Below are 18466 nucleotides of genomic sequence, written 5' to 3' on the forward strand. Positions count from 1 at the left end.
TCACCGCGATGTCGGTTGAAAGGCGCAAGGCTGCCTATGCATGTATGCGATGCGGACAGGAAGCAATTATAAAACAGATAATTACGATCACTTAATGAAGTAAACTCTGAAGGGTCGTATGGAATGGCACTCTTTTTCTGGCTGGGTTGTTGACAGAGAAACCGCAGAAGATCCGCTTCAGCAAGCGGGACATGAAAAGAATCGAGCGTCTCGCCGCTGACGGCGAGGGTGGCTTTTTGCCCGGCCCGGCCCGTCCGAGCCGTTCTTTTTTATCGCGCTGTTCCCATGCGATTTTGTCGATCTGTATCCTTCTGGTTCTCATAGTAGGTGCCGGTTTTGTCATCCTTCGCAGCGGTGTCGATAGCAATCTTCTGCGTGACGAAGCACAGAAAAGCCTGACGCATATTCTCGGTGAAGGTGCGTCCGCCTCCATCGGGAGTGCGGCGCTATCGCTGGATCAGGATAGTCACGTTGCGCTCGAAGCCCGTGACGTATCGATCGCTGATCCGAAGCAGGGCGTCGAAATCAGCGGAATCAAATCTGTGCGCCTGGGGCTGGCGCCGTTGCCGCTTTTGACCGGCAAGGTACGTGTTGCTCAGCTCGAGGTGGATGGCGTTTCCTTTGAAATGCCAGAAACGAAAGGTCCGGGATTCTGGAAGTCCTTGCCTTACGACGAACATGGCATTGTCGATTTCGATGCGGTTTCGGGTGAGCTTTTCGCCGCCATGCGCCGCAGTCTGGAGCTTTTGCGTGCGCAAGACACGCATGTCATAGGCATTTTCAACAGCACCGTTGCATTCAAGGTTGGCGATGAACAGCAGGTTCTGGATATCGAGCAGGCCCGTCTCATCGAAAATGGTGGGAAGATCGACATCGCCGGCAGCGTCATCTGGAAAGGCAAGAAAATTGCACTGGATGGCAAGATCGACCGGCATGCAGGTGACAACAGTCTGGCCGGCTTCGAGCTGAATGTCCGCGATATTCCCGTTGCATTGGGTTCCCCGCCAGAAGTTTCTCCCGTCATAAATGGCAATCGTGTCAATCCGGCCCATTTCGAACTGGAAGCATCGGCACGCTTGTCCTTGACAGGATCGGCTGCCGATGGCGATCGGCCGGAACGTCTTGCAACAGAACTCGCTGTCGACGGCATAGATATGCAGCTCGGCAAGGTTGAAGACGTGCGTGGTGGTATTCGCCTTAATCTTGAACATACGGTAGGAAGCCGCAAGATCGAGATCAAGTCGTCCCGGCTGCAGCTTGGCGGGATGCAGGCACAGTTCAATGGGGCATTTGGTCCGGAACCGGAAGCTGAAAACAATACGGGCGGTCCGACATATCGCTTCGAGGTTCTGACCACTTCGGCGACGAGTATGCCATCGGAATCGACCGATCCGCCGCTATCCTTCGCAACACGGATAGCTGGGCGCTATATGGCCGACCAGCAACGCATCCAGTTTGCCAATCTCGACGTACAGACGGAAACCGGGCAACTCTTTGGCCAGGGAAGCATGGGCTTCGGTGCCGGTTCGCCGGAGATGATCTTCCTGCTGCGCATTCCTCAAATGCCGGTTGCAGACGCCAAGCACCTATGGCCCATCGATGTTGCGGATGGTGCACGCGAATGGGTGCTTAAAAACCTCTTTGGCGGAACTCTCAAAGACAGCCGCATCGATATTTCGCTGGCAGGTGGTCGTTTTAACGGGCCCGGCCTTCCTCCACCGCTGACGGGCGATGAAATCAAAGCTGATTTCAAGGTTTTCGATACACGTTTTGATGTCGTTGGAGAACTGCCGCCCGTGCGCGATGCCGATGGTGAGATATCGGTTCGTGGCGCCTATACGACCATCAAGCTTTTGAAAGGCGTGGCCTACACGCCAAACAACCGTAAAGTTGATGTGTCTGACGGCACGCTCATCATTCCATGGGGGCCACAACGGCCGGTTATCGCGGAACTGGATCTCGGTGTTTCCGGTGAGGCATCGGCAATCGCTGAAATTGCCGGAAACAAGCCTATCGACGTTTTGAAGAATGTGCCGTTTCTGCCCGGCGACGTGACCGGTGATGTGAAGTCGCGCGTCAAGGTGAACTTTGCCGTTTCCAAGGATCCGCCGCCCGGCACGCTTCGCTGGAACGCTGACATTGGCTTCACCGGTCTCGACATTTCGAAGCCGATAGCCGGATCGTCCGTCAGTGATGCGACAGGCAGTATCAAAGTAGATCAGTCGGCGGCCATTATTACTGCCGATGCAAAACTGGATGGTGTTCCTGCAAAAATCAGCATGGTCGAGCCCGTCAATCGCTCGGGACCGGTCAAGCGCGAGCAGAAGGTCAAGCTGGATATCGACGACAAGACCCGTGATGCAGTCTTTCCCGGTTTGAATTCCATCTTCTCCGGCCCCATGTCTGTTGATCTTGGGATGGATGATGGCGGCAAGCGCCATGTTTCAGCCGATCTCGGCAAGACGCAGATCGATCTGCCATGGCTCGGATGGCGCAAAGGGGCAGGCATACCGGCGAAGGCAACCTTCGATCTGGTCCAGAGCGCGGACGACAAGAGCAAGATGGACATCAATAATCTTGTCTTCTCTGGCGATGCCTTTGGAGCGAAGGGCGATCTTTCCATTGCGAAAGGCGATTTTCAATCGGCGAGTTTCAGCGAGATACGCCTGAACCGAAACGATAATCTTGCAGTCAAAGCGACCAAGAGCGGCGGCGGCTATCGGGTTAATGTGCGTGGTTCGCAGTTCGATGCGCGGGCTCTGATCAAGCAGGTTTCCGACCTTGGCGAGAAGGGCAGCGGCGGCGGTAAAAGCAATAATCCGCGCGTGGTCGTGAGCGCTCAGATCGATGCAGTCAGCGGCTTTAACGGTGAAGCTTTAAGCAATGTCGCTGTCTCCTACGAGAGCGCGGGCAGCAAAGTATCGGGCGTATCGGTCAATGCTGTAACGTCGTCTGGCGAATCCTTTGTGGCAACGAACAATGACCAGGGCGATGCGCGCTCCATTTCGCTGCAATCGAATGATGCAGGAGCGGTTCTTCGGTTCTTCGATTTCTACGACAAAATGCGCGGTGGCAAGATCACGGTTGGTCTCGCCGCACAGGGCAACGGCCCATTGCGTGGTCAGATCGATGCGCGCAATTTTGCGATCATCAACGAACCGCGTCTTGCGAAAATCGTTTCCAGTTCGCCATCGAGCGGCGGCACAAGTCTCAATCAGGCAGTAAAACGGGATATCGACGTTTCGCGCGTTGATATCGAGCGCGGTTTTTCGTTGATTGAGAAGGGCAACGGTTATCTGAACCTGTCCAAGGGTGTCGTTCGCGGTCCGACCGTCGGCACGACCTTCCAGGGAACGCTCTATGACAAGCAGGGCAATATGTCGATCACCGGCACATTCATGCCCGCCTATGGTGTCAATCGGCTGTTCGGCGAGCTACCCATCTTTGGTGCGCTGCTCGGAAATGGTCGCGATCGCGGCTTGATCGGAATCACTTACAAGCTTACTGGCAGCGCCAAGCAGCCGCAGGTGATCGTCAATCCGATCTCCGTCATCGCGCCGGGCATATTCCGCTCAATCTTTGAGTTTTGATAAAAAAAACCGGGCGCGAGGCCCGGCTTTTCTTGGTTCAGTTGTCGCCCGTTTTATGCAGGGCGGATCAGTACATGGCGTTTCTTGCCAAGAGACAGCTTGATAACGCCCTGATCGTTCAGTGCACCAGCATCTACGGTCATGCGAGGATCGCTGACTGGTTCGTCATTGATACGTACGGCGCCACCTTCAACGTGACGGCGGGCTTCGCCATTAGTCGTGCAGAGTTCGGCCAGAACCATCAGCGCCAAAACCCCGATGCCGCTGTTCAGCGTTGCCTTGTGAACGCCGACTGTCGGAAGATTTTCCGACAGTTCGCCATCCTCAAAAGTCTTGCGGGCTGTTTCTGCGGATTCATCGGCCGCATCACGACCATGAAGCATGGCCGTTACTTCCGTCGCGAGGATTTTCTTCGCTTCGTTGATTTCGACGCCTTCGAGCGCTGCCAGCTTGGCGATTTCGTCCAGCGGAAGCGTCGTGTAGAGCTTCAGGAAGCGCTCGACATCGGCGTCCTCCGTGTTGCGCCAGTACTGCCAGAAATCATAGGCGCTCAGCATTTCAGCGTTCAGCCAGATTGCGCCGCCAAGCGATTTGCCCATCTTCTGGCCCGATGCTGTCGTCAGCAGTGGCGAGGTGAGGGCATAAAGCTGCGGGGTTCCCATACGGTGACCGAGATCGATACCGTTGATGATATTGCCCCACTGATCTGAACCGCCCATCTGCAGACGCAGATCGTAGCGTTTGCTCAGTTCCACGAAATCGTAGGCCTGAAGGATCATGTAGTTGAATTCGAGGAATGACAGCGACTGCTCGCGATCGAGGCGCGTCTTCACCGAATCGAACGAAAGCATGCGATTGACCGAGAAATGACGGCCCACATCGCGCAGGAATTCCAGGTAATTGATGTTGCGCAGCCAGTCGGCATTATTGACCATCAGGGCATCGGTGGCGCTGTCACCAAAGGTGAGGTAGTTGGCGAAGACGCGCTTGATGCCGGCAATGTTCTCGGCAATCGTATCTTCGGTCATCAGCTTGCGGGCTTCGTCCTTGAAGGACGGATCGCCGACCATGCCGGTGCCGCCGCCCATCAGCGCAACAGGCTTGTGCCCGGTCTGCTGGAGCCAGTGCAGCATCATGATCTGGATCAGACCGCCCGCATGAAGGCTTGGAGCCGTAGGATCGAAGCCGATATAGGCCGTCACGGTTTCCTTGGCCAACAATTCGTCGAGGCCACTTTCATCGGATATTTGATGAATGAAGCCACGCTCGGAAAGCGTGCGAAGAAAATCGGATTTGAAACCGGACATTCCTTTTCCCTGACTGATAAGGCGAAGTTGAAACTGGTCACAAGCGGCTGCTTGCATCCCTGTGATATGTCCGCCTTTAGCACCAATCAACCGCCAATAACAAGGAAACTCCCGAATTGATGGGTTGCGAACCAGTAATTTGGCTTCATTGCTCGTTGAGCGCATCCCCGAAAAGTGTGAAACGGTTTTCGGATAAGATGCGCGTCAGAAAACAGTTGGAGCGCAGATCTGATTCAATCAGATCGAAACGCGCTCTAGTGTTGTGCCGTGTTCGAAAACAGATTGAGCACAATGACACCGGCAATGATCAATCCCATGCCGAGCACTGCCGCGAGGTCGAGCTTCTGGCCGAACACCAGCCAGCCGATCAGGGCCACGAGCGTGACGCCGATCCCGGACCAGACCGCATAGGCAATCCCGACAGGAATGCTCTTCAAGGTCATGGAAAGAAAATAGAAAGCCAGACCGTAAGCGACGACAACGATCAAGGACGGCCCAAGCCGTGTGAAGCCTTCTGATGCCTTGAGGCTAAGCGTTCCGATGACTTCGGACACTATGGCGATAGCAAGAATGGCATAAACCGGCATGTCACGCTCATGAGATGGATTTGAGAAAACGAATCATTGGATCGCGATGGTAGCATCGCATAAAAAATCCGGCGGGAGACCCGCCGGATGAGACGCTGCAAATCTGGAAAACGACAGCTGAATTTCTTGTAAGCTTAACGCAAGCGCTTCGGACGTGCTTCGACCAGTTCGCCTGCAAGGCGGCGATCCAGATACTCTGCGCAATCCTCGATGAGCTCGTCACCCTGACCGGTGAAGAAGTGGTTCGCGCCCGGAATCGTCGTCTGGGTGATCGTGATACCCTTCTGGGTTTTCAGCTTGTCGACCAGAGCCTGCACATCCTTTGGCGGCGCCACCTTGTCCTGGTCGCCATGGATGATGAGACCCGACGAAGGGCAGGGGGCGAGGAAGGCGAAATCATATGTATTCGGCTGCGGTGCAACCGAAATGAAGCCTTCGATTTCCGGACGGCGCATCAGGAGCTGCATGCCGATCCATGAACCGAACGAGTAACCGGCGACCCAGCACGTCTTGGAATCCGGATGCAGCGCCTGCACCCAGTCGAGTGCGCTTGCAGCGTCCGAAAGCTCGCCCGCACCATGGTCGAATTCGCCCTGGCTGCGGCCAATGCCACGGAAATTGAAGCGCAACGTAGTGAAGCCGCGCTGCTGGAACATGTAGAAGAGGTCGTAGACGATCTTGTTGTTCATCGTTCCGCCGAACTGCGGATGTGGATGAAGGATAAGCGCGATTGGAGCATTCTTTTCTTTGGAAGGCTGATAGCGACCTTCGAGGCGTCCGGCAGGGCCGTTGAAAATGACTTCTGGCATGTGTACTCCGCTCGTAACGGGAAGACCGGACTGGGGCGGCGAAACTTGACGTCGTAGGACGCCGCTTCTAGAACCGGTTGGAAATTTCGACAGACTGAAAGCGAGTTTCAGTTCCTATGGGGGCTTAATAGGCTTTTCTTGATTGAAAATTCAAGAAAATTGCGCTTCCAGAATTTTGTTTAGGAGATAGGTACGGTGAACGGGAGCGGCAAGAGGCTCTATCTGGATTATAATGCCAGTGCTCCGTTGCTTGATGAAGCACGCGAAGCGGTTATCAATGCGCTCGGCATTACCGGCAATCCATCTTCCGTGCATCGTGAAGGCCGCGCCGCGCGTGCGCTCGTCGAAGCGGCGCGCCGCAGCGTTGCAGCGCTCGTCAATGCCAGACCAGACCATGTTTTCTTTACGTCGGGAGCAACGGAAGCCGCGTCGACGCTGCTGACACCCAACTATATGATGGGACGTTCGCCGGTCCGCCTGTCACATCTTTACGTGAGTGATACGGAACACCCTTGCATGCTGTCCGGAGGGCGGTTTGCAGCGCAGGACGTCACCGTTCTACCGGTTGATGGAAATGGCATTGTACAACTCGATGCCCTGAAAACTGCGCTTGCCGGTCACGACAAAAACCAGGGTCTGCCGCTCGTGGCCATACAGGCCGCCAACAATGAGACCGGCATCATCCAGCCGATTGCGGAAATTGCCACTATCGTGAAGGCTGCGGGCGGCATTTATATCGTCGACGCAGTCCAGGCGGCAGGTCGCATTAAGTTAGATATTTCAGATAATTGTGGTGATTATCTCATAATTTCCTCGCACAAGATTGGCGGCCCGAAAGGCGTCGGCGCGATTATCGCTATTTCCGACCTCATGATGCCGCGCGCGCTTGTTCGCGGCGGCGGTCAGGAAAAGGGGCATAGAGCGGGAACGGAAGCTCTGCCGCTGATCGCAGGTTTCGGTGCTGCGGCAGATACTGCTAAGACACGACTGGACGGCGAGGGCTGGTCCCCGGCGATGCGGGACAGGCTGGAGGCCGGGTTGGAGGCGATCGCCCCGGATGCGGTGATCTATGGCAAATCGGTCGGCAGATTGCCGAACACGACCTTCTTTTCCCTTGAGGAGCAAAAGGCGGAAACCGTACAGATAGCTTTTGATCTCGGCGGGATTGCGCTTTCGGCAGGCTCGGCCTGCTCGTCAGGGAAAGTAGGTCCCAGCCATGTGCTGTCGGCCATGGGACATGGAGACAGCCTCGGGGCGATCCGCGTGTCACTCGAACCAACGGCCACACCTGATCAGGTCGATGCGTTTCTCGACGTGTTCCGCAAAATTATCGAGCGTCGCGCCAAGAAGGCGTGATTGTGATTCAAAAATCGAGGCCGAGCTTCTGCTTTGCAGCGGCGATATAGCTCTCGTAGCGCGTTTTAAATTCTTCCCGCTTGGCGATATCGGCGGCGATATCGTCGGAAGCGCTGGCATTTGAAATGTTGAACTTGTCGTGGGCGTCCTGAAAAAACTTCAGCTGATTGATGGTGCGGCCTTCGTCGTTCACCTGTTGTTCGAGAAACTTTACATAGTCCTGCAGATTTTGGGTGTTCATTATGGTCTCCCTTTCCTTTGGCTATCTATGTTCCTACATGCACAAGGCAAGGGCGGGCATGATTCTGATAGGCTGCCCGGAAATTCCAATTCTTCAAAGAAAATCAAGGCGTCAAAGCCGGGATGTGTCGTCTGCGATCGCCGTTTCATCGGACTGTTTCATTAAGTTGATCGTTTTAATCGGCATTTTTAGGGGCAAATTTGAACCCGGTGCTTGAAATTCAGTTTAGAGAGGTTTTAAAGAAGGGCCACGCACACTATATTGAGGCGGTATTGTTCAAGACATATCACCTTGACGTTTGCAACTGTCGGGCCTTGACCCCGACGAGGATGGAGAACGCCAATGCCTGCAGTGCAGGAGACCATTGATCAGGTCCGCGGCCTTGACGTGGACCAGTACAAGTATGGCTTCGAGACGACGATCGAAGCCGAGAAGGCCCCCAAGGGCCTGAACGAAGATATCATTCGCTTCATTTCCGCCAAGAAGAACGAGCCGGAATGGATGCTGGAATGGCGTCTGAAGGCCTATGAACGCTGGCTCACCATGGAAGAGCCGACATGGGCTCGCGTCGATTATCCGAAGATCGATTTCCAGGACGCATATTATTATGCGGCGCCGAAAAACCAGTCTGGCCCGAAGTCGCTCGATGAAGTTGATCCGGAGCTGTTGAAGACCTACGAAAAGCTTGGCATTCCGCTGCGCGAGCAGGAAATCCTTGCTGGCGTTCGCAAGCAGGGCGAGCCGAGCGAAATCGATGGCAATCCTTCCGACAATGTCTATGCGTCCGGCCGCGTTGCTGTTGATGCCGTGTTCGACAGTGTGTCGGTGGTTACGACCTTCAAGGAAGAACTCGCCAAAGCTGGCGTAATCTTCTGTTCGATTTCGGAAGCGATCCGCGAACATCCCGAACTGGTGCAGAAGTATCTGGCTTCTGTGGTTCCTGTTTCGGACAACTATTACGCGACGCTGAATTCGGCTGTCTTCACGGATGGTTCGTTTGTTTACGTTCCGAAGGGCGTTCGCTGCCCGATGGAACTTTCGACCTATTTCCGCATCAACGAGAAGAACACCGGCCAGTTCGAACGTACGCTCATCATCGCTGATGAAGGCGCGTATGTTTCCTATCTGGAAGGTTGCACCGCACCGCAGCGCGATGAAAATCAGCTGCACGCGGCTGTCGTTGAGCTGATTGCGATGGAAAACGCCGAAATCAAATATTCGACGGTCCAGAACTGGTTCCCTGGCGACAAGGACGGCAAGGGCGGCATCTACAACTTCGTTACGAAGCGTGGCGATTGCCGTGGCGATAACTCCAAGATTTCGTGGACGCAGGTTGAAACCGGCTCTGCGATCACGTGGAAATACCCGTCCTGCATTCTGCGTGGCGATAATTCGCGCGGCGAGTTCTATTCAATCGCTGTTTCGAATGGCCATCAGCAGATCGACTCGGGCACCAAGATGCTGCACCTCGGCAAAAATACGTCGAGCCGCATCATTTCGAAGGGTATTTCGGCCGGTAAGTCGAACAACACCTATCGCGGACAGGTTTCTGCCCATCGCAAGGCCGAAAATGCCCGTAACTTTACCCAGTGCGACTCGCTCCTGATCGGTAACGATTGTGGCGCGCATACGGTGCCGTATATCGAGGCGAAAAACGCCACGGCGCAGTTCGAACACGAGGCAACCACCTCCAAGATTTCGGAAGACCAGCTGTTCTATGTGATGCAGCGCGGCATTCCGGAAGAGGAGGCAATCGCTCTCATCGTCAATGGCTTCGTGAAGGAAGTCATTCAGGAACTGCCGATGGAATTCGCCGTCGAAGCCCAGAAGCTTATCGGCATCTCGCTTGAAGGTAGTGTCGGTTAACCGATCGCCTCTTTCCCAGTGATTTTTCTGGCCAGCCTTTTCCTGGCATTAGAACAAGGTTTACATTCATGCTTGAGATCAAGAACCTCCATGCAAAGATCGCCGACACGGATACCGAGATCATCCGTGGCCTGAACCTCACCGTGAACAAGGGTGAAGTTGCTGCGATCATGGGTCCGAACGGTTCGGGCAAGTCCACGCTTTCCTATATCCTCGCCGGTCGCGAAGACTATGAAGTGACGGAAGGCGACATTCTCTACAACGGCGAGTCGATCCTCGAACTCGACCCGGCTGAACGCGCCGCCAAGGGCATCTTCCTCGCATTCCAGTATCCGATGGAAATTCCGGGCGTTGCCACGATGGAGTTCCTGAAGGTTGCGATGAACAGCCAGCGCAAGGCGCGTGGCGAGCCGGAACTGAAGATCCCGGAATTCATCAAGCGCGTGAAGGACGCTGCTGGCAAGCTCAGCATCGACATGGACATGCTGAAGCGTCCGCTGAATGTCGGCTTTTCTGGCGGTGAGAAGAAGCGTGCTGAAATTCTTCAGATGCAACTTCTGGAGCCGAGCCTCTGCGTCCTCGACGAAACCGACTCCGGCCTCGACATCGACGCGCTGAAGATCGTTTCGGAAGGCGTGAATGCCCTGCGTTCGCCGGACCGCGCCGTGATCGTCATCACGCACTACCAGCGTCTGCTCGAACACATCGTTCCGGATAGCGTGCACGTGCTTTACAAGGGCCAGGTCATCAAGTCCGGTGACAAGAACCTTGCGCTGCACCTTGAAGAAAATGGTTATGCCGACGTAATCGGCGAAGCTGCCTGAGGAGGGATGGATCATGAATATCCAGACCGCCCCGGCTACCAAGCCGCGAACGCCCGCTGAAAGCGCGCTGATCGACAGTTTTGCCGACCGCATGGGCGACCTGCCGGGTAATGGCGATGTTGTCGTTGCACGTGATGCGGCGCTTGAAACGCTCAAGGAGAACGGCATTCCGTCCCGCCGCGTCGAAAGCTGGCATTACACGGATTTCCGTACGCTTCTCAAGGGTGTGGCGCCATTCGATGCCGCTGCCGGAACACAGGCATTGCCTGCGCTCATCGCCGGTTCGTCCATCGCTGCCACAAGCAATGGCGTGGCTCTTGCCGCGAAAGCGCCTGAAGGTGTGTCGCTGACCCCGGTTCGCGAGGCGTTGGCCGACGGCTCGCTCGTCACCCAGCTTCGGTCGCGCGGCTTCGACGATACGATCGGCCAGATCAACGCTGCCTATGTCAGCGATGGCTGGATGGTTTCCATCGCCGATGACACCGAACTGGAAGCGCCATTGGAGCTTCAGAACATCCAGAAGGCCGGACAGGGACACACTCGTTTTCCTGTCCGCATTGGTGCAAATGTCAAGGGCACCATCGTGGAACGCCAGAATGGCGGCGAAGGCGATGCCTTCTCCACCTCTGTCAACCATGTGACCGTTGGCGACGGCGCTGAAATCCTTTGGATCATCCTGCGTGATTTCGGTCAGGCAACGCAGCTTTCGCAGTTCAATGCGACGATTGGCAAGGGCTCCAAGCTCACGCTCTATATCGTCAATGCGGGCGGCAAGCTGGTTCGTCAGGAAGTGCACGTCAATGTGACGGGTGAGGATTCCGACTTCGAGCTTCGCGGTCTCAATCTTCTGGCTGACGACACGCACACCGATGTCACCATGACGGTCGGCCATCTGGTGGAAAACACGCGTTCGACCCAGATCATTCGCAACGTGGTCAAGGACCGTGCGCGTGGCGTTTTCCAGGGCATGATCCGCGTTGCGCAGATCGCCCAGAAGACCGATGCCCGCATGGCGTGCAATACGCTGCTGCTTTCTGATGATGGCGAGTTCGATGCCAAGCCTGAACTCGAAATCTTTGCCGATGACGTGGCGTGTGGCCATGGTGCGACGGTTGCCGAATTGTCGAGGGACTATCTGTTTTATCTGATGGCACGCGGCATACCCGAAAACGAGGCACGTGGCCTGCTGATCAAGGCGTTCATCGCCGAGATTATCGAAGAGCTGGAAGACGAAACGCTGGTTGAGGCACTGGAAGAAGTGCTGTCCAACTGGCTCGCCACCCACGCCTGATTGATTGAGGCAGAGTGTGCAGGTGCACGCTCTGCCTTTTCCTGCCGAAACGGCAAGAGGAACGATCATGGACCAGAAGAATCCGCTTGTAGCGCGCTATGACGTCGAGGCGATCCGTCGCGACTTTCCGATCCTTTCGAGAGAAGTGCACGGCAAGCCGCTGATCTATCTCGACAATGGCGCATCGGCGCAAAAGCCTCAGAGCGTCATTGACGCTGTAACGCACGCCTATTCCAACGAATATGCCAATGTTCATCGCGGCCTGCATTTCTTGTCGAATGCGGCAACGGATGCCTATGAAAAGTCGCGTGAGACGGTACGGCGCTTTCTGAACGCCGGTTCTGTGGACGAAATTGTCTTTACGAAGAACGCGACCGAAGCGATCAACACGGTCGCCTATGGTTATGGCATGCCGAATATCGGCGAAGGTGATGAAATCCTTCTGTCGATCATGGAGCATCACTCCAATATTGTGCCATGGCATTTCATTCGTGAAAGACAGGGCGCAAAGCTGGTCTTCACGCCGGTGGACGATGAAGGCATCTTCCATATCGAAGAATTCGAAAAGCGTCTGACGGAGCGAACCAAGCTCGTCGCCATCACGCATATGTCGAATGCGCTTGGAACGGTGACGCCGATCAAGAAGATCGTCGAGCTTGCCCATGCGCGTGGTATTCCGGTTCTGGTCGATGGCAGCCAGGGCGCTGTGCACCTGCCTGTCGACGTGCAGGATCTCGGCTGCGACTGGTATGTCTTTACCGGCCACAAGGTTTACGGACCATCCGGCATAGGCGTCCTTTATGGCCGTTCGGAAATGCTTGAGAAGATGCGTCCCTTCCAGGGCGGCGGCGAAATGATTGAGGAAGTGACGGAAGAAAACGTCACCTATAACCATCCGCCGCACCGTTTCGAAGCCGGCACGCCGCCGATCGTTCAGGCTATCGGTCTTGGTGCGGCGCTTGAATATATGGAAAAGATCGGTCGTCATGCGATCCTCGCCCATGAGGAGGATCTGCGCGATTATGCTCATGAGCAGCTCGGCCGGATCAACTCGTTGCGCATTTTCGGCAATGCGCCGGACAAGGGAGCCATCATCTCGTTTGCGCTGGAGGGAATTCATGCGCACGACGTTTCGATGGTGATCGATCGGGCAGGGGTTGCGGTCCGTGCCGGAACACATTGCGCGCAGCCGCTCTTGAAACGCTTCGGCGTTACCTCTACATGCCGTGCATCCTTCGCCCTGTATAATACCCGTGCTGAAGTGGATGCATTGGCGGAAGCCTTGGAAAAGGCAAGGAAGTTTTTCGGATGACCGATATGGAACAGAAAGTTCAGGACAAAGCCGATACCGCGCCTGTCGAGGGCGGAGAAAAGGCCGAAGGCAATTCGGTGTTTTCCGCTTCTGCCATCCCGCAGGAAGACCTCCTGCGTATGACGGACGACATCATCGCGGCCTTGAAGACGGTTTATGATCCTGAGATCCCGGCGGATATCTACGAGCTTGGCCTCGTTTACAAGATTGACATCGAAGATGATCGCACCGTGAAAATCGAAATGACTCTAACTGCTCCCGGCTGCCCTGTGGCAGGCGAGATGCCGGGCTGGGTTGAGAACGCAGTCAGCGCCGTTGAGGGTGTTTCCATGGTGGAGGTCACGATGACATTCGATCCACCTTGGACGCCGGACCGTATGTCCGAAGAGGCCCAGGTGGCTGTCGGCTGGTACTGAAATCTGATCGAAGCAAACAAAATGCGGCTCTTGAGCCGCATTTTTATTTCGTGAACACCTAGACGAAAATTTTATCATTCATCTTCCATTCAATCGCCAGCGCCTATTTTCAATGAGGCGGGAGTGCTGACTATGGAGGATGTAACGATGTCAGTCAGAAGCAGCCTAACTGCTCTTCTCGTTTTCGGTGGTGTCATGTCTTTTTCGGTGCCGTCGTTCGCTTTGCCAATGCCACAACCCACGAATACGCATGATGCCGGTAGTCTTGCGGAGCAGGTCGGGTGGCGGTGTGGGCCTGGCTGGCACATGAATCGCTATGGACGCTGTGTTCCCAATCGGGCCAGAGCACGTTGCGCCCGTGGCTGGCACTTGAACAGAAATGGCGTTTGTGTGCGAAACCGCCCTGTCCAGAAGGTCTGCGCTCGCGGATATTATCTGACACCGCGTGGCTATTGCGTACGCAACTGGTAGTGTGCGTTTTCCTCCCGAAATCGAGACGCGACTTCGGGAGGAGGGCCCGGTGGATCAAGACGGATCTAATTGCGCCCGAAGGCAATGCAACTATGGACTAGCGTACCTCAAGCACTTCCCCGGTGCGACGATCAATGACTACACGCATATCGTTGTCTCGACGGTCTATTCCTCGGACAATATACGCGCCTCTGCGTCGTGAAACGCTTTCGACTTCATCCATTCCCTCGCTACGCGCAATCCTCGCAGCCCGGCGTTCGCTGATTTCATCCCGTTCAGAACGACGATCAGGAATAACCCGGCGGTCGCTGTCCGGGTTGACTTGAATACCATTGGGACCGATCTCGATACTTTGGGCCTGTGCGGGAACGGCTGAAACAAAAGCCGACATAATCACCATCGCCGCTGCCATTGCCGAAAATTTGTACATGGCACCTATCCATTTTTAGTTTCGCACCCGCCGTCGAAATGAACGAATTGGATCGATGCCGGTTCCCGTTCCGGCGGTCAACTCTCCTAACACGCTGAACATCCTGTGATTATGCCCATGTCGATCCGACCGTCGGTCAAAACGATCTAGTATTTATAGGAAGACATTATCGTGATGCGGGGGACGCTGATCCCAATTGGCCAACTGGCAGAACTGAATCTGGAAACCTGCATAGAGCGTCTTGAAACTGAAAATAGTGATGTGTGCGATCAAAATGATGCGCATCGAATCTACATTGCAGAATAAAACTGATTTGAGGTCGCAGGTGACAATAAAAAATATCAACTAACTTATGTAATTGTAATCACTGCATAAAAGCCAATTCAAAGGCGATGTGCTGGTGCCCCCAGAGAGACTCGAACTCCCGACCCCCTGATTACAAATCAGGTGCTCTACCAACTGAGCTATAAGGGCACTTGCGCCCGATTAGCACAAATGCAGCGCGTGTAAAACGAAAATTCATCGCTGGCAGGTCATGGCAACCGGGTTTTTCATGTGATAGCCAATAGCGGGTTGGGGAAACAGTGGCAAACTTGTCAGGGTTGGCCAGATTCGGGACTGTAAATATGGAAGATAAATCGCTCGCGCTGCATTTTCTGTCGTCGGGAACCGAAGAATCACTTGTCGCCCAAAAAGAACTCGTTGCCCGCTACGGTCATGTGGCTGCTGAAGATGCCGATATCATCGTTGCGCTTGGCGGCGATGGAACCATGCTTCAGGCGCTTCGCGATTTCATGAACAGCGGTACGCCGATCTATGGCATGAATCGCGGCTCTGTCGGCTTCCTGATGAACGAATTCAGCGTGGATGACCTGCCGGAGCGTATTCTGGCCGCGCAGATGGAAACCATTCGCCCGCTTGTCATGGTCGCCGAAACAGAATCCGGACAATCATTCGAGGCCTTGGCGATCAACGAAGTTTCCCTTTTCCGTCAGTCCTATCAGGCTGCGAAGATTCGGATAACGATCGACGGCAAGGTGCGTCTGGATGAACTCGTCTGCGATGGTGTGATGGTCGCGACGCCTGCAGGTTCCACCGCCTACAATCTTTCAGCACAAGGTCCCATTCTGCCACTTGAAGCGCCACTTCTGGCGCTCACCCCGGTGAGTCCCTTCCGTCCGCGCCGTTGGGGTGGGGCGCTATTGCCGAAGCACGTAACCGTTCGCATGGATTTGTTGGAAACCGAAAAACGCCCGGTCAATGCGGTCGCGGACAATAATGAGGTCAAATCGGTCAGGGCTGTTACCGTGCGGGAAGCACCGAACAGCCAGGTGGCCATCCTCTTTGATCGAAATCATTCCTGGGACGAGCGCATCTTGACAGAACAGTTCAGGCATTAGGTTCAGCGTATAAGTGGCGCGTAATTCAGCTACGCAAATGCTCTTTGGCTTTTGATAATTTGAGTAAATTTGTTCAAGTTCCGCATTGATTTCGATTGTCGCAACACAATTGAAGCAATTTGATATCTTTCGATGGTATTTTGGTTGACTTTTGCACGCTGTGGACGTACGCGATGCTGCAAGAAAACGCATATTGCGTTGCAGACGCCTTATTCTGCCTTCGTTCCTGCGCCCGATGACGCGGCTGCAATGACAGGATGGGTGGAAATCATTTCCAAACCAAGAGAGCTGCGCCTCCATTGACGACATTTGCCGAACTCGGTCTTTCCCCGAAAGTGCTCGCTGCTGTAGAAGCGGCGGGATATTCTGCGCCCACACCCATTCAGGCAGGAGCCATTCCTCCAGCCCTTGAACGCAAGGATGTTCTCGGTATCGCGCAGACGGGAACCGGAAAGACCGCGTCTTTCGTGCTTCCGATGCTCACGCTACTGGAAAAGGGTCGGGCGCGGGCGCGCATGCCGCGTACGCTCATTCTGGAGCCGACCCGCGAACTCGCAGCGCAGGTCGAGGAGAACTTCACCAAATACGGCGTCAATCATCGGCTGAACGTGGCCCTTCTGATTGGCGGCGTGTCGTTCGATGAACAGGAGCGTAAGCTGGAACGCGGTGCCGATGTTCTCATCGCGACACCCGGTCGCCTGCTCGATCATTTCGAGCGTGGCAAGCTGCTCCTGACCGGTGTTGAAATTCTCGTCATCGATGAAGCAGACCGTATGCTCGATATGGGCTTCATTCCGGACATCGAACGCATCTGCAAGCTCATTCCGTTTACGCGTCAGACCCTGTTCTTCTCGGCCACCATGCCGCCGGAAATCACCAAGCTGACCGAACAGTTCCTGCATTCGCCAACGCGCGTTGAAGTTGCAAAGGCTTCGTCTACGGCCAAAACCGTGACCCAACGCCTGGTGAAATCCAGCAAGAAGGATTGGGACAAGCGCGCGGTTCTGCGCGATCTCGTCCGTGCGGAAGGCGATACGCTCAAGAACGCGATCATCTTCTGTAATCGCAAGAAAGACGTATCCGAACTGTTCCGCTCGCTGACGCGGCACGAGTTCAACGCTGGTGCCTTGCATGGCGATATGGATCAGCGCGCGCGCATGACCATGTTGGCGAACTTCAAGGAAGGCAAACTGCAGCTGCTGGTGGCTTCCGATGTTGCCGCGCGCGGTCTCGACATTCCCGATGTGAGCCACGTTTTCAATTTCGACGTTCCGATTCACTCGGAAGACTATGTTCACCGCATCGGCCGTACCGGTCGCGCGGGGCGTTCTGGCAAGGCATTCACTATTGTGACGCCTTCCGATACAAAATATCTTGCAGCCATCGAAAATATGATCGGCGAGAAGATCGAATGGCTCGATGGTGATCTGTCCACCCTGCCAGCCTCTGATGAGGCAGACGATCCGCGCAAGAGCAAGAATGCACGCGGCAAAGGCAAGGATGCCAAGGGCAAGGACAAGCCGAAAGACAAGGCAAAGGCGAAGCCTGCCGAAGTTCTCGATCCTGCCGAACAGCCGCAACCAGTCATCGAAGCCAGCGAGCGCCGTGATGCGATCCGCGCTTCCAATGACGAGCGCCGCGGCAAGCCGCAGCACGAACAGAAACGCCGTCGTGATCGTGACGATGACGGCCCGACGCCTGTTGGTTTCGGCAATGACATTCCGGCCTTCATGCTGATTCCGACTGGAATCTGACCGAAGCAGTAAAAAAATGAATCAATCGGCTGCGAGGCTAGCGCTTCGCAGCCGATTTCTTTTTGGGCTTGGTTTTTTCGCTTCGTAGCGCTGCATCATAAGCAAGGCGCGCCCAATGCGTCATCACTTCCGGATCATCGAAAGCTTCACTTGGCACGCTCCAGTAAGGCATGGCGATTGGATCACCGCCCTTGCGACCTTCATAGGTCCATTGGGTGGCGCCTGCGTCAATGAAATCCGGGATGGTTATTTCGTCAGCCTTGAAGAGCAACTCGTCGCGAACGACGAGTGCAAAGATCAGGCCCTGATGATAGATGCCCTTGCCGCCAAACATGCGGCGGATGCTGATGGGGCCGAAGTCCTGCAACAGATCGCGAAGAGCTTCGTCATCCATTAGCTGACGGACCTTGTCTTGAGTTAGGCTGCGCCCTGCATCTGGCGGAGGCTTTCCGGGGAGGCCGCTTTGATTTCGACGGATTCGCCGCAGCCGCAAGCCGATGTCTGGTTCGGGTTGTTGAAGACAAACCCCGTCCGCAGCGTCGTTACTTCAAAATCCATCTGGGTGCCGAGCAGGAAAAGAACGGCTTCAGGCGCGATGAAGACTCTCGCGTCATCCTTCTCGATCACATCGTCGCCTGCCTTGGCTTCCGTGACGAGATCGATGGTGTATTCCATTCCGGCGCAGCCGCCTTTCTTCACACCCACCCGGATACCAAGAGCGCCGTCCCGCGATGCGATGATCTCGCGAACGCGATCAGCTGCCTTGTCAGTTAGCGTAATGACTGCGAAACGGCCCATTTTCTCTCTTCCGG

At 55.2% G+C, this 18466-nt stretch carries 16 protein-coding genes and 1 tRNA gene; 9 read left to right on the top strand and 8 right to left on the bottom strand.

Translation table 11 applies throughout. The features are described 5' to 3' along the window. Positions 1-191: 191 nt before the first annotated feature. On the top strand, positions 192-3590 hold the full coding sequence (locus tag KWJ32_RS16700) for an AsmA family protein (RefSeq protein WP_256886161.1): 3399 nt from the start codon (positions 192-194) through the stop codon (positions 3588-3590). A 53-nt stretch (positions 3591-3643) separates the two neighbouring features. Here the strand turns inward: KWJ32_RS16700 and tyrS are convergent, their stop codons facing one another. The 3 genes from tyrS to KWJ32_RS16715 all read right to left on the bottom strand — a co-directional run bounded on the left by tyrS (position 3644) and on the right by KWJ32_RS16715 (position 6293). Further along, positions 3644-4897 carry a tyrosine--tRNA ligase gene (gene tyrS / locus KWJ32_RS16705; RefSeq protein WP_012092136.1) on the bottom strand — a complete coding sequence of 418 codons (1254 nt, stop codon included), beginning with the start codon at positions 4895-4897 and terminating at the stop codon, positions 3644-3646. A 254-nt stretch (positions 4898-5151) separates the two neighbouring features. Next, positions 5152-5484 carry an SMR family transporter gene (locus KWJ32_RS16710; RefSeq protein WP_010661279.1) on the bottom strand — a complete coding sequence of 111 codons (333 nt, stop codon included), beginning with the start codon at positions 5482-5484 and terminating at the stop codon, positions 5152-5154. A gap of 134 nt (positions 5485-5618) precedes the next feature. Next, the gene (locus tag KWJ32_RS16715) at positions 5619-6293 is read right to left on the bottom strand and encodes an alpha/beta hydrolase (RefSeq protein WP_010661280.1); all 675 of its coding nucleotides are present in this window, start codon (positions 6291-6293) and stop codon (positions 5619-5621) included. A gap of 195 nt (positions 6294-6488) precedes the next feature. Here KWJ32_RS16715 and KWJ32_RS16720 point away from each other — a divergent pair, with 195 nt between their 5' ends. Then, complete coding sequence (locus tag KWJ32_RS16720; RefSeq protein ID WP_151572483.1) at positions 6489-7649, top strand: cysteine desulfurase family protein; 1161 nt, start codon at positions 6489-6491, stop codon at positions 7647-7649. 7 nt (positions 7650-7656) lie between these two features. On the opposite strand, the gene KWJ32_RS16725 is transcribed toward KWJ32_RS16720, so the two are convergent. After that, positions 7657-7890: a hypothetical protein gene (locus KWJ32_RS16725; protein WP_012092134.1), complete on the bottom strand. Its 234-nt coding sequence runs from the start codon at positions 7888-7890 to the stop codon at positions 7657-7659. 342 nt (positions 7891-8232) lie between these two features. Between KWJ32_RS16725 and sufB the strand changes: the two genes are divergently transcribed. From sufB to KWJ32_RS16750, 5 genes are all read left to right on the top strand, one after another. Continuing rightward, positions 8233-9756, top strand: a complete 1524-nt coding sequence (sufB, locus tag KWJ32_RS16730; protein WP_012092133.1) for a Fe-S cluster assembly protein SufB — start codon at positions 8233-8235, stop codon at positions 9754-9756. A gap of 68 nt (positions 9757-9824) precedes the next feature. After that, complete coding sequence (sufC, locus tag KWJ32_RS16735) at positions 9825-10580, top strand: Fe-S cluster assembly ATPase SufC (protein ID WP_012092132.1); 756 nt, start codon at positions 9825-9827, stop codon at positions 10578-10580. A 13-nt stretch (positions 10581-10593) separates the two neighbouring features. After that, positions 10594-11871: a Fe-S cluster assembly protein SufD gene (gene sufD / locus KWJ32_RS16740; RefSeq protein ID WP_012092131.1), complete on the top strand. Its 1278-nt coding sequence runs from the start codon at positions 10594-10596 to the stop codon at positions 11869-11871. Between the two features lie 67 nt (positions 11872-11938). Further along, entirely contained in the window at positions 11939-13183 is a 1245-nt protein-coding gene (locus KWJ32_RS16745; protein WP_012092130.1) for a cysteine desulfurase, read from the top strand. Next, a complete protein-coding gene (locus KWJ32_RS16750; protein ID WP_010661287.1) occupies positions 13180-13599 on the top strand; it encodes an SUF system Fe-S cluster assembly protein in 420 nt (139 codons plus the stop codon). Before KWJ32_RS16745 ends, KWJ32_RS16750 begins: the two co-directional genes overlap by 4 nt. Positions 13600-14167: 568 nt before the next feature. On the opposite strand, the gene KWJ32_RS16755 is transcribed toward KWJ32_RS16750, so the two are convergent. After that, positions 14168-14500 (bottom strand): PepSY domain-containing protein, encoded by a 333-nt coding sequence (locus KWJ32_RS16755; protein WP_010661288.1) that lies wholly within the window; start codon positions 14498-14500, stop codon positions 14168-14170. A 398-nt stretch (positions 14501-14898) separates the two neighbouring features. Beyond that, positions 14899-14974: transfer RNA gene (locus KWJ32_RS16760), tRNA-Thr, on the bottom strand. A 152-nt stretch (positions 14975-15126) separates the two neighbouring features. Here KWJ32_RS16760 and KWJ32_RS16765 point away from each other — a divergent pair. Both KWJ32_RS16765 and KWJ32_RS16770 read left to right on the top strand, forming a co-directional pair. Beyond that, a complete protein-coding gene (locus KWJ32_RS16765; RefSeq protein WP_012092129.1) occupies positions 15127-15900 on the top strand; it encodes an NAD kinase in 774 nt (257 codons plus the stop codon). A 299-nt stretch (positions 15901-16199) separates the two neighbouring features. Continuing rightward, positions 16200-17654: a DEAD/DEAH box helicase gene (locus KWJ32_RS16770; RefSeq protein WP_040129327.1), complete on the top strand. Its 1455-nt coding sequence runs from the start codon at positions 16200-16202 to the stop codon at positions 17652-17654. Positions 17655-17691: 37 nt separating this feature from the next. Here KWJ32_RS16770 and KWJ32_RS16775 read toward each other — a convergent pair whose 3' ends face one another. Then, positions 17692-18048 carry a TfoX/Sxy family protein gene (locus tag KWJ32_RS16775; protein WP_012092127.1) on the bottom strand — a complete coding sequence of 119 codons (357 nt, stop codon included), beginning with the start codon at positions 18046-18048 and terminating at the stop codon, positions 17692-17694. Between the two features lie 23 nt (positions 18049-18071). Then, the gene (sufA, locus tag KWJ32_RS16780; RefSeq protein ID WP_012092126.1) at positions 18072-18452 is read right to left on the bottom strand and encodes a Fe-S cluster assembly scaffold SufA; all 381 of its coding nucleotides are present in this window, start codon (positions 18450-18452) and stop codon (positions 18072-18074) included. Positions 18453-18466: the final 14 nt, after the last annotated feature.

Source organism: Ochrobactrum sp. BTU2 (assembly GCF_024539785.1).
In the GTDB taxonomy this organism is placed as follows: Bacteria; Pseudomonadota; Alphaproteobacteria; order Rhizobiales; family Rhizobiaceae; genus Brucella; species Brucella anthropi.

Coding starts and splice junctions, on each gene's coding strand:
- KWJ32_RS16700 (WP_256886161.1), top strand. CDS start 192: ATGAAAAGAATCGAGCGTCTCGCCGCTGACGGCGAGGGTGGCTTTTTG.
- tyrS (WP_012092136.1), bottom strand. CDS start 4,897: ATGTCCGGTTTCAAATCCGATTTTCTTCGCACGCTTTCCGAGCGTGGC.
- KWJ32_RS16710 (WP_010661279.1), bottom strand. CDS start 5,484: ATGCCGGTTTATGCCATTCTTGCTATCGCCATAGTGTCCGAAGTCATC.
- KWJ32_RS16715 (WP_010661280.1), bottom strand. CDS start 6,293: ATGCCAGAAGTCATTTTCAACGGCCCTGCCGGACGCCTCGAAGGTCGC.
- KWJ32_RS16725 (WP_012092134.1), bottom strand. CDS start 7,890: ATGAACACCCAAAATCTGCAGGACTATGTAAAGTTTCTCGAACAACAG.
- sufB (WP_012092133.1), top strand. CDS start 8,233: ATGCCTGCAGTGCAGGAGACCATTGATCAGGTCCGCGGCCTTGACGTG.
- sufC (WP_012092132.1), top strand. CDS start 9,825: ATGCTTGAGATCAAGAACCTCCATGCAAAGATCGCCGACACGGATACC.
- sufD (WP_012092131.1), top strand. CDS start 10,594: ATGAATATCCAGACCGCCCCGGCTACCAAGCCGCGAACGCCCGCTGAA.
- KWJ32_RS16745 (WP_012092130.1), top strand. CDS start 11,939: ATGGACCAGAAGAATCCGCTTGTAGCGCGCTATGACGTCGAGGCGATC.
- KWJ32_RS16750 (WP_010661287.1), top strand. CDS start 13,180: ATGACCGATATGGAACAGAAAGTTCAGGACAAAGCCGATACCGCGCCT.
- KWJ32_RS16755 (WP_010661288.1), bottom strand. CDS start 14,500: ATGTACAAATTTTCGGCAATGGCAGCGGCGATGGTGATTATGTCGGCT.
- KWJ32_RS16765 (WP_012092129.1), top strand. CDS start 15,127: ATGGAAGATAAATCGCTCGCGCTGCATTTTCTGTCGTCGGGAACCGAA.
- KWJ32_RS16775 (WP_012092127.1), bottom strand. CDS start 18,048: ATGGATGACGAAGCTCTTCGCGATCTGTTGCAGGACTTCGGCCCCATC.
- sufA (WP_012092126.1), bottom strand. CDS start 18,452: ATGGGCCGTTTCGCAGTCATTACGCTAACTGACAAGGCAGCTGATCGC.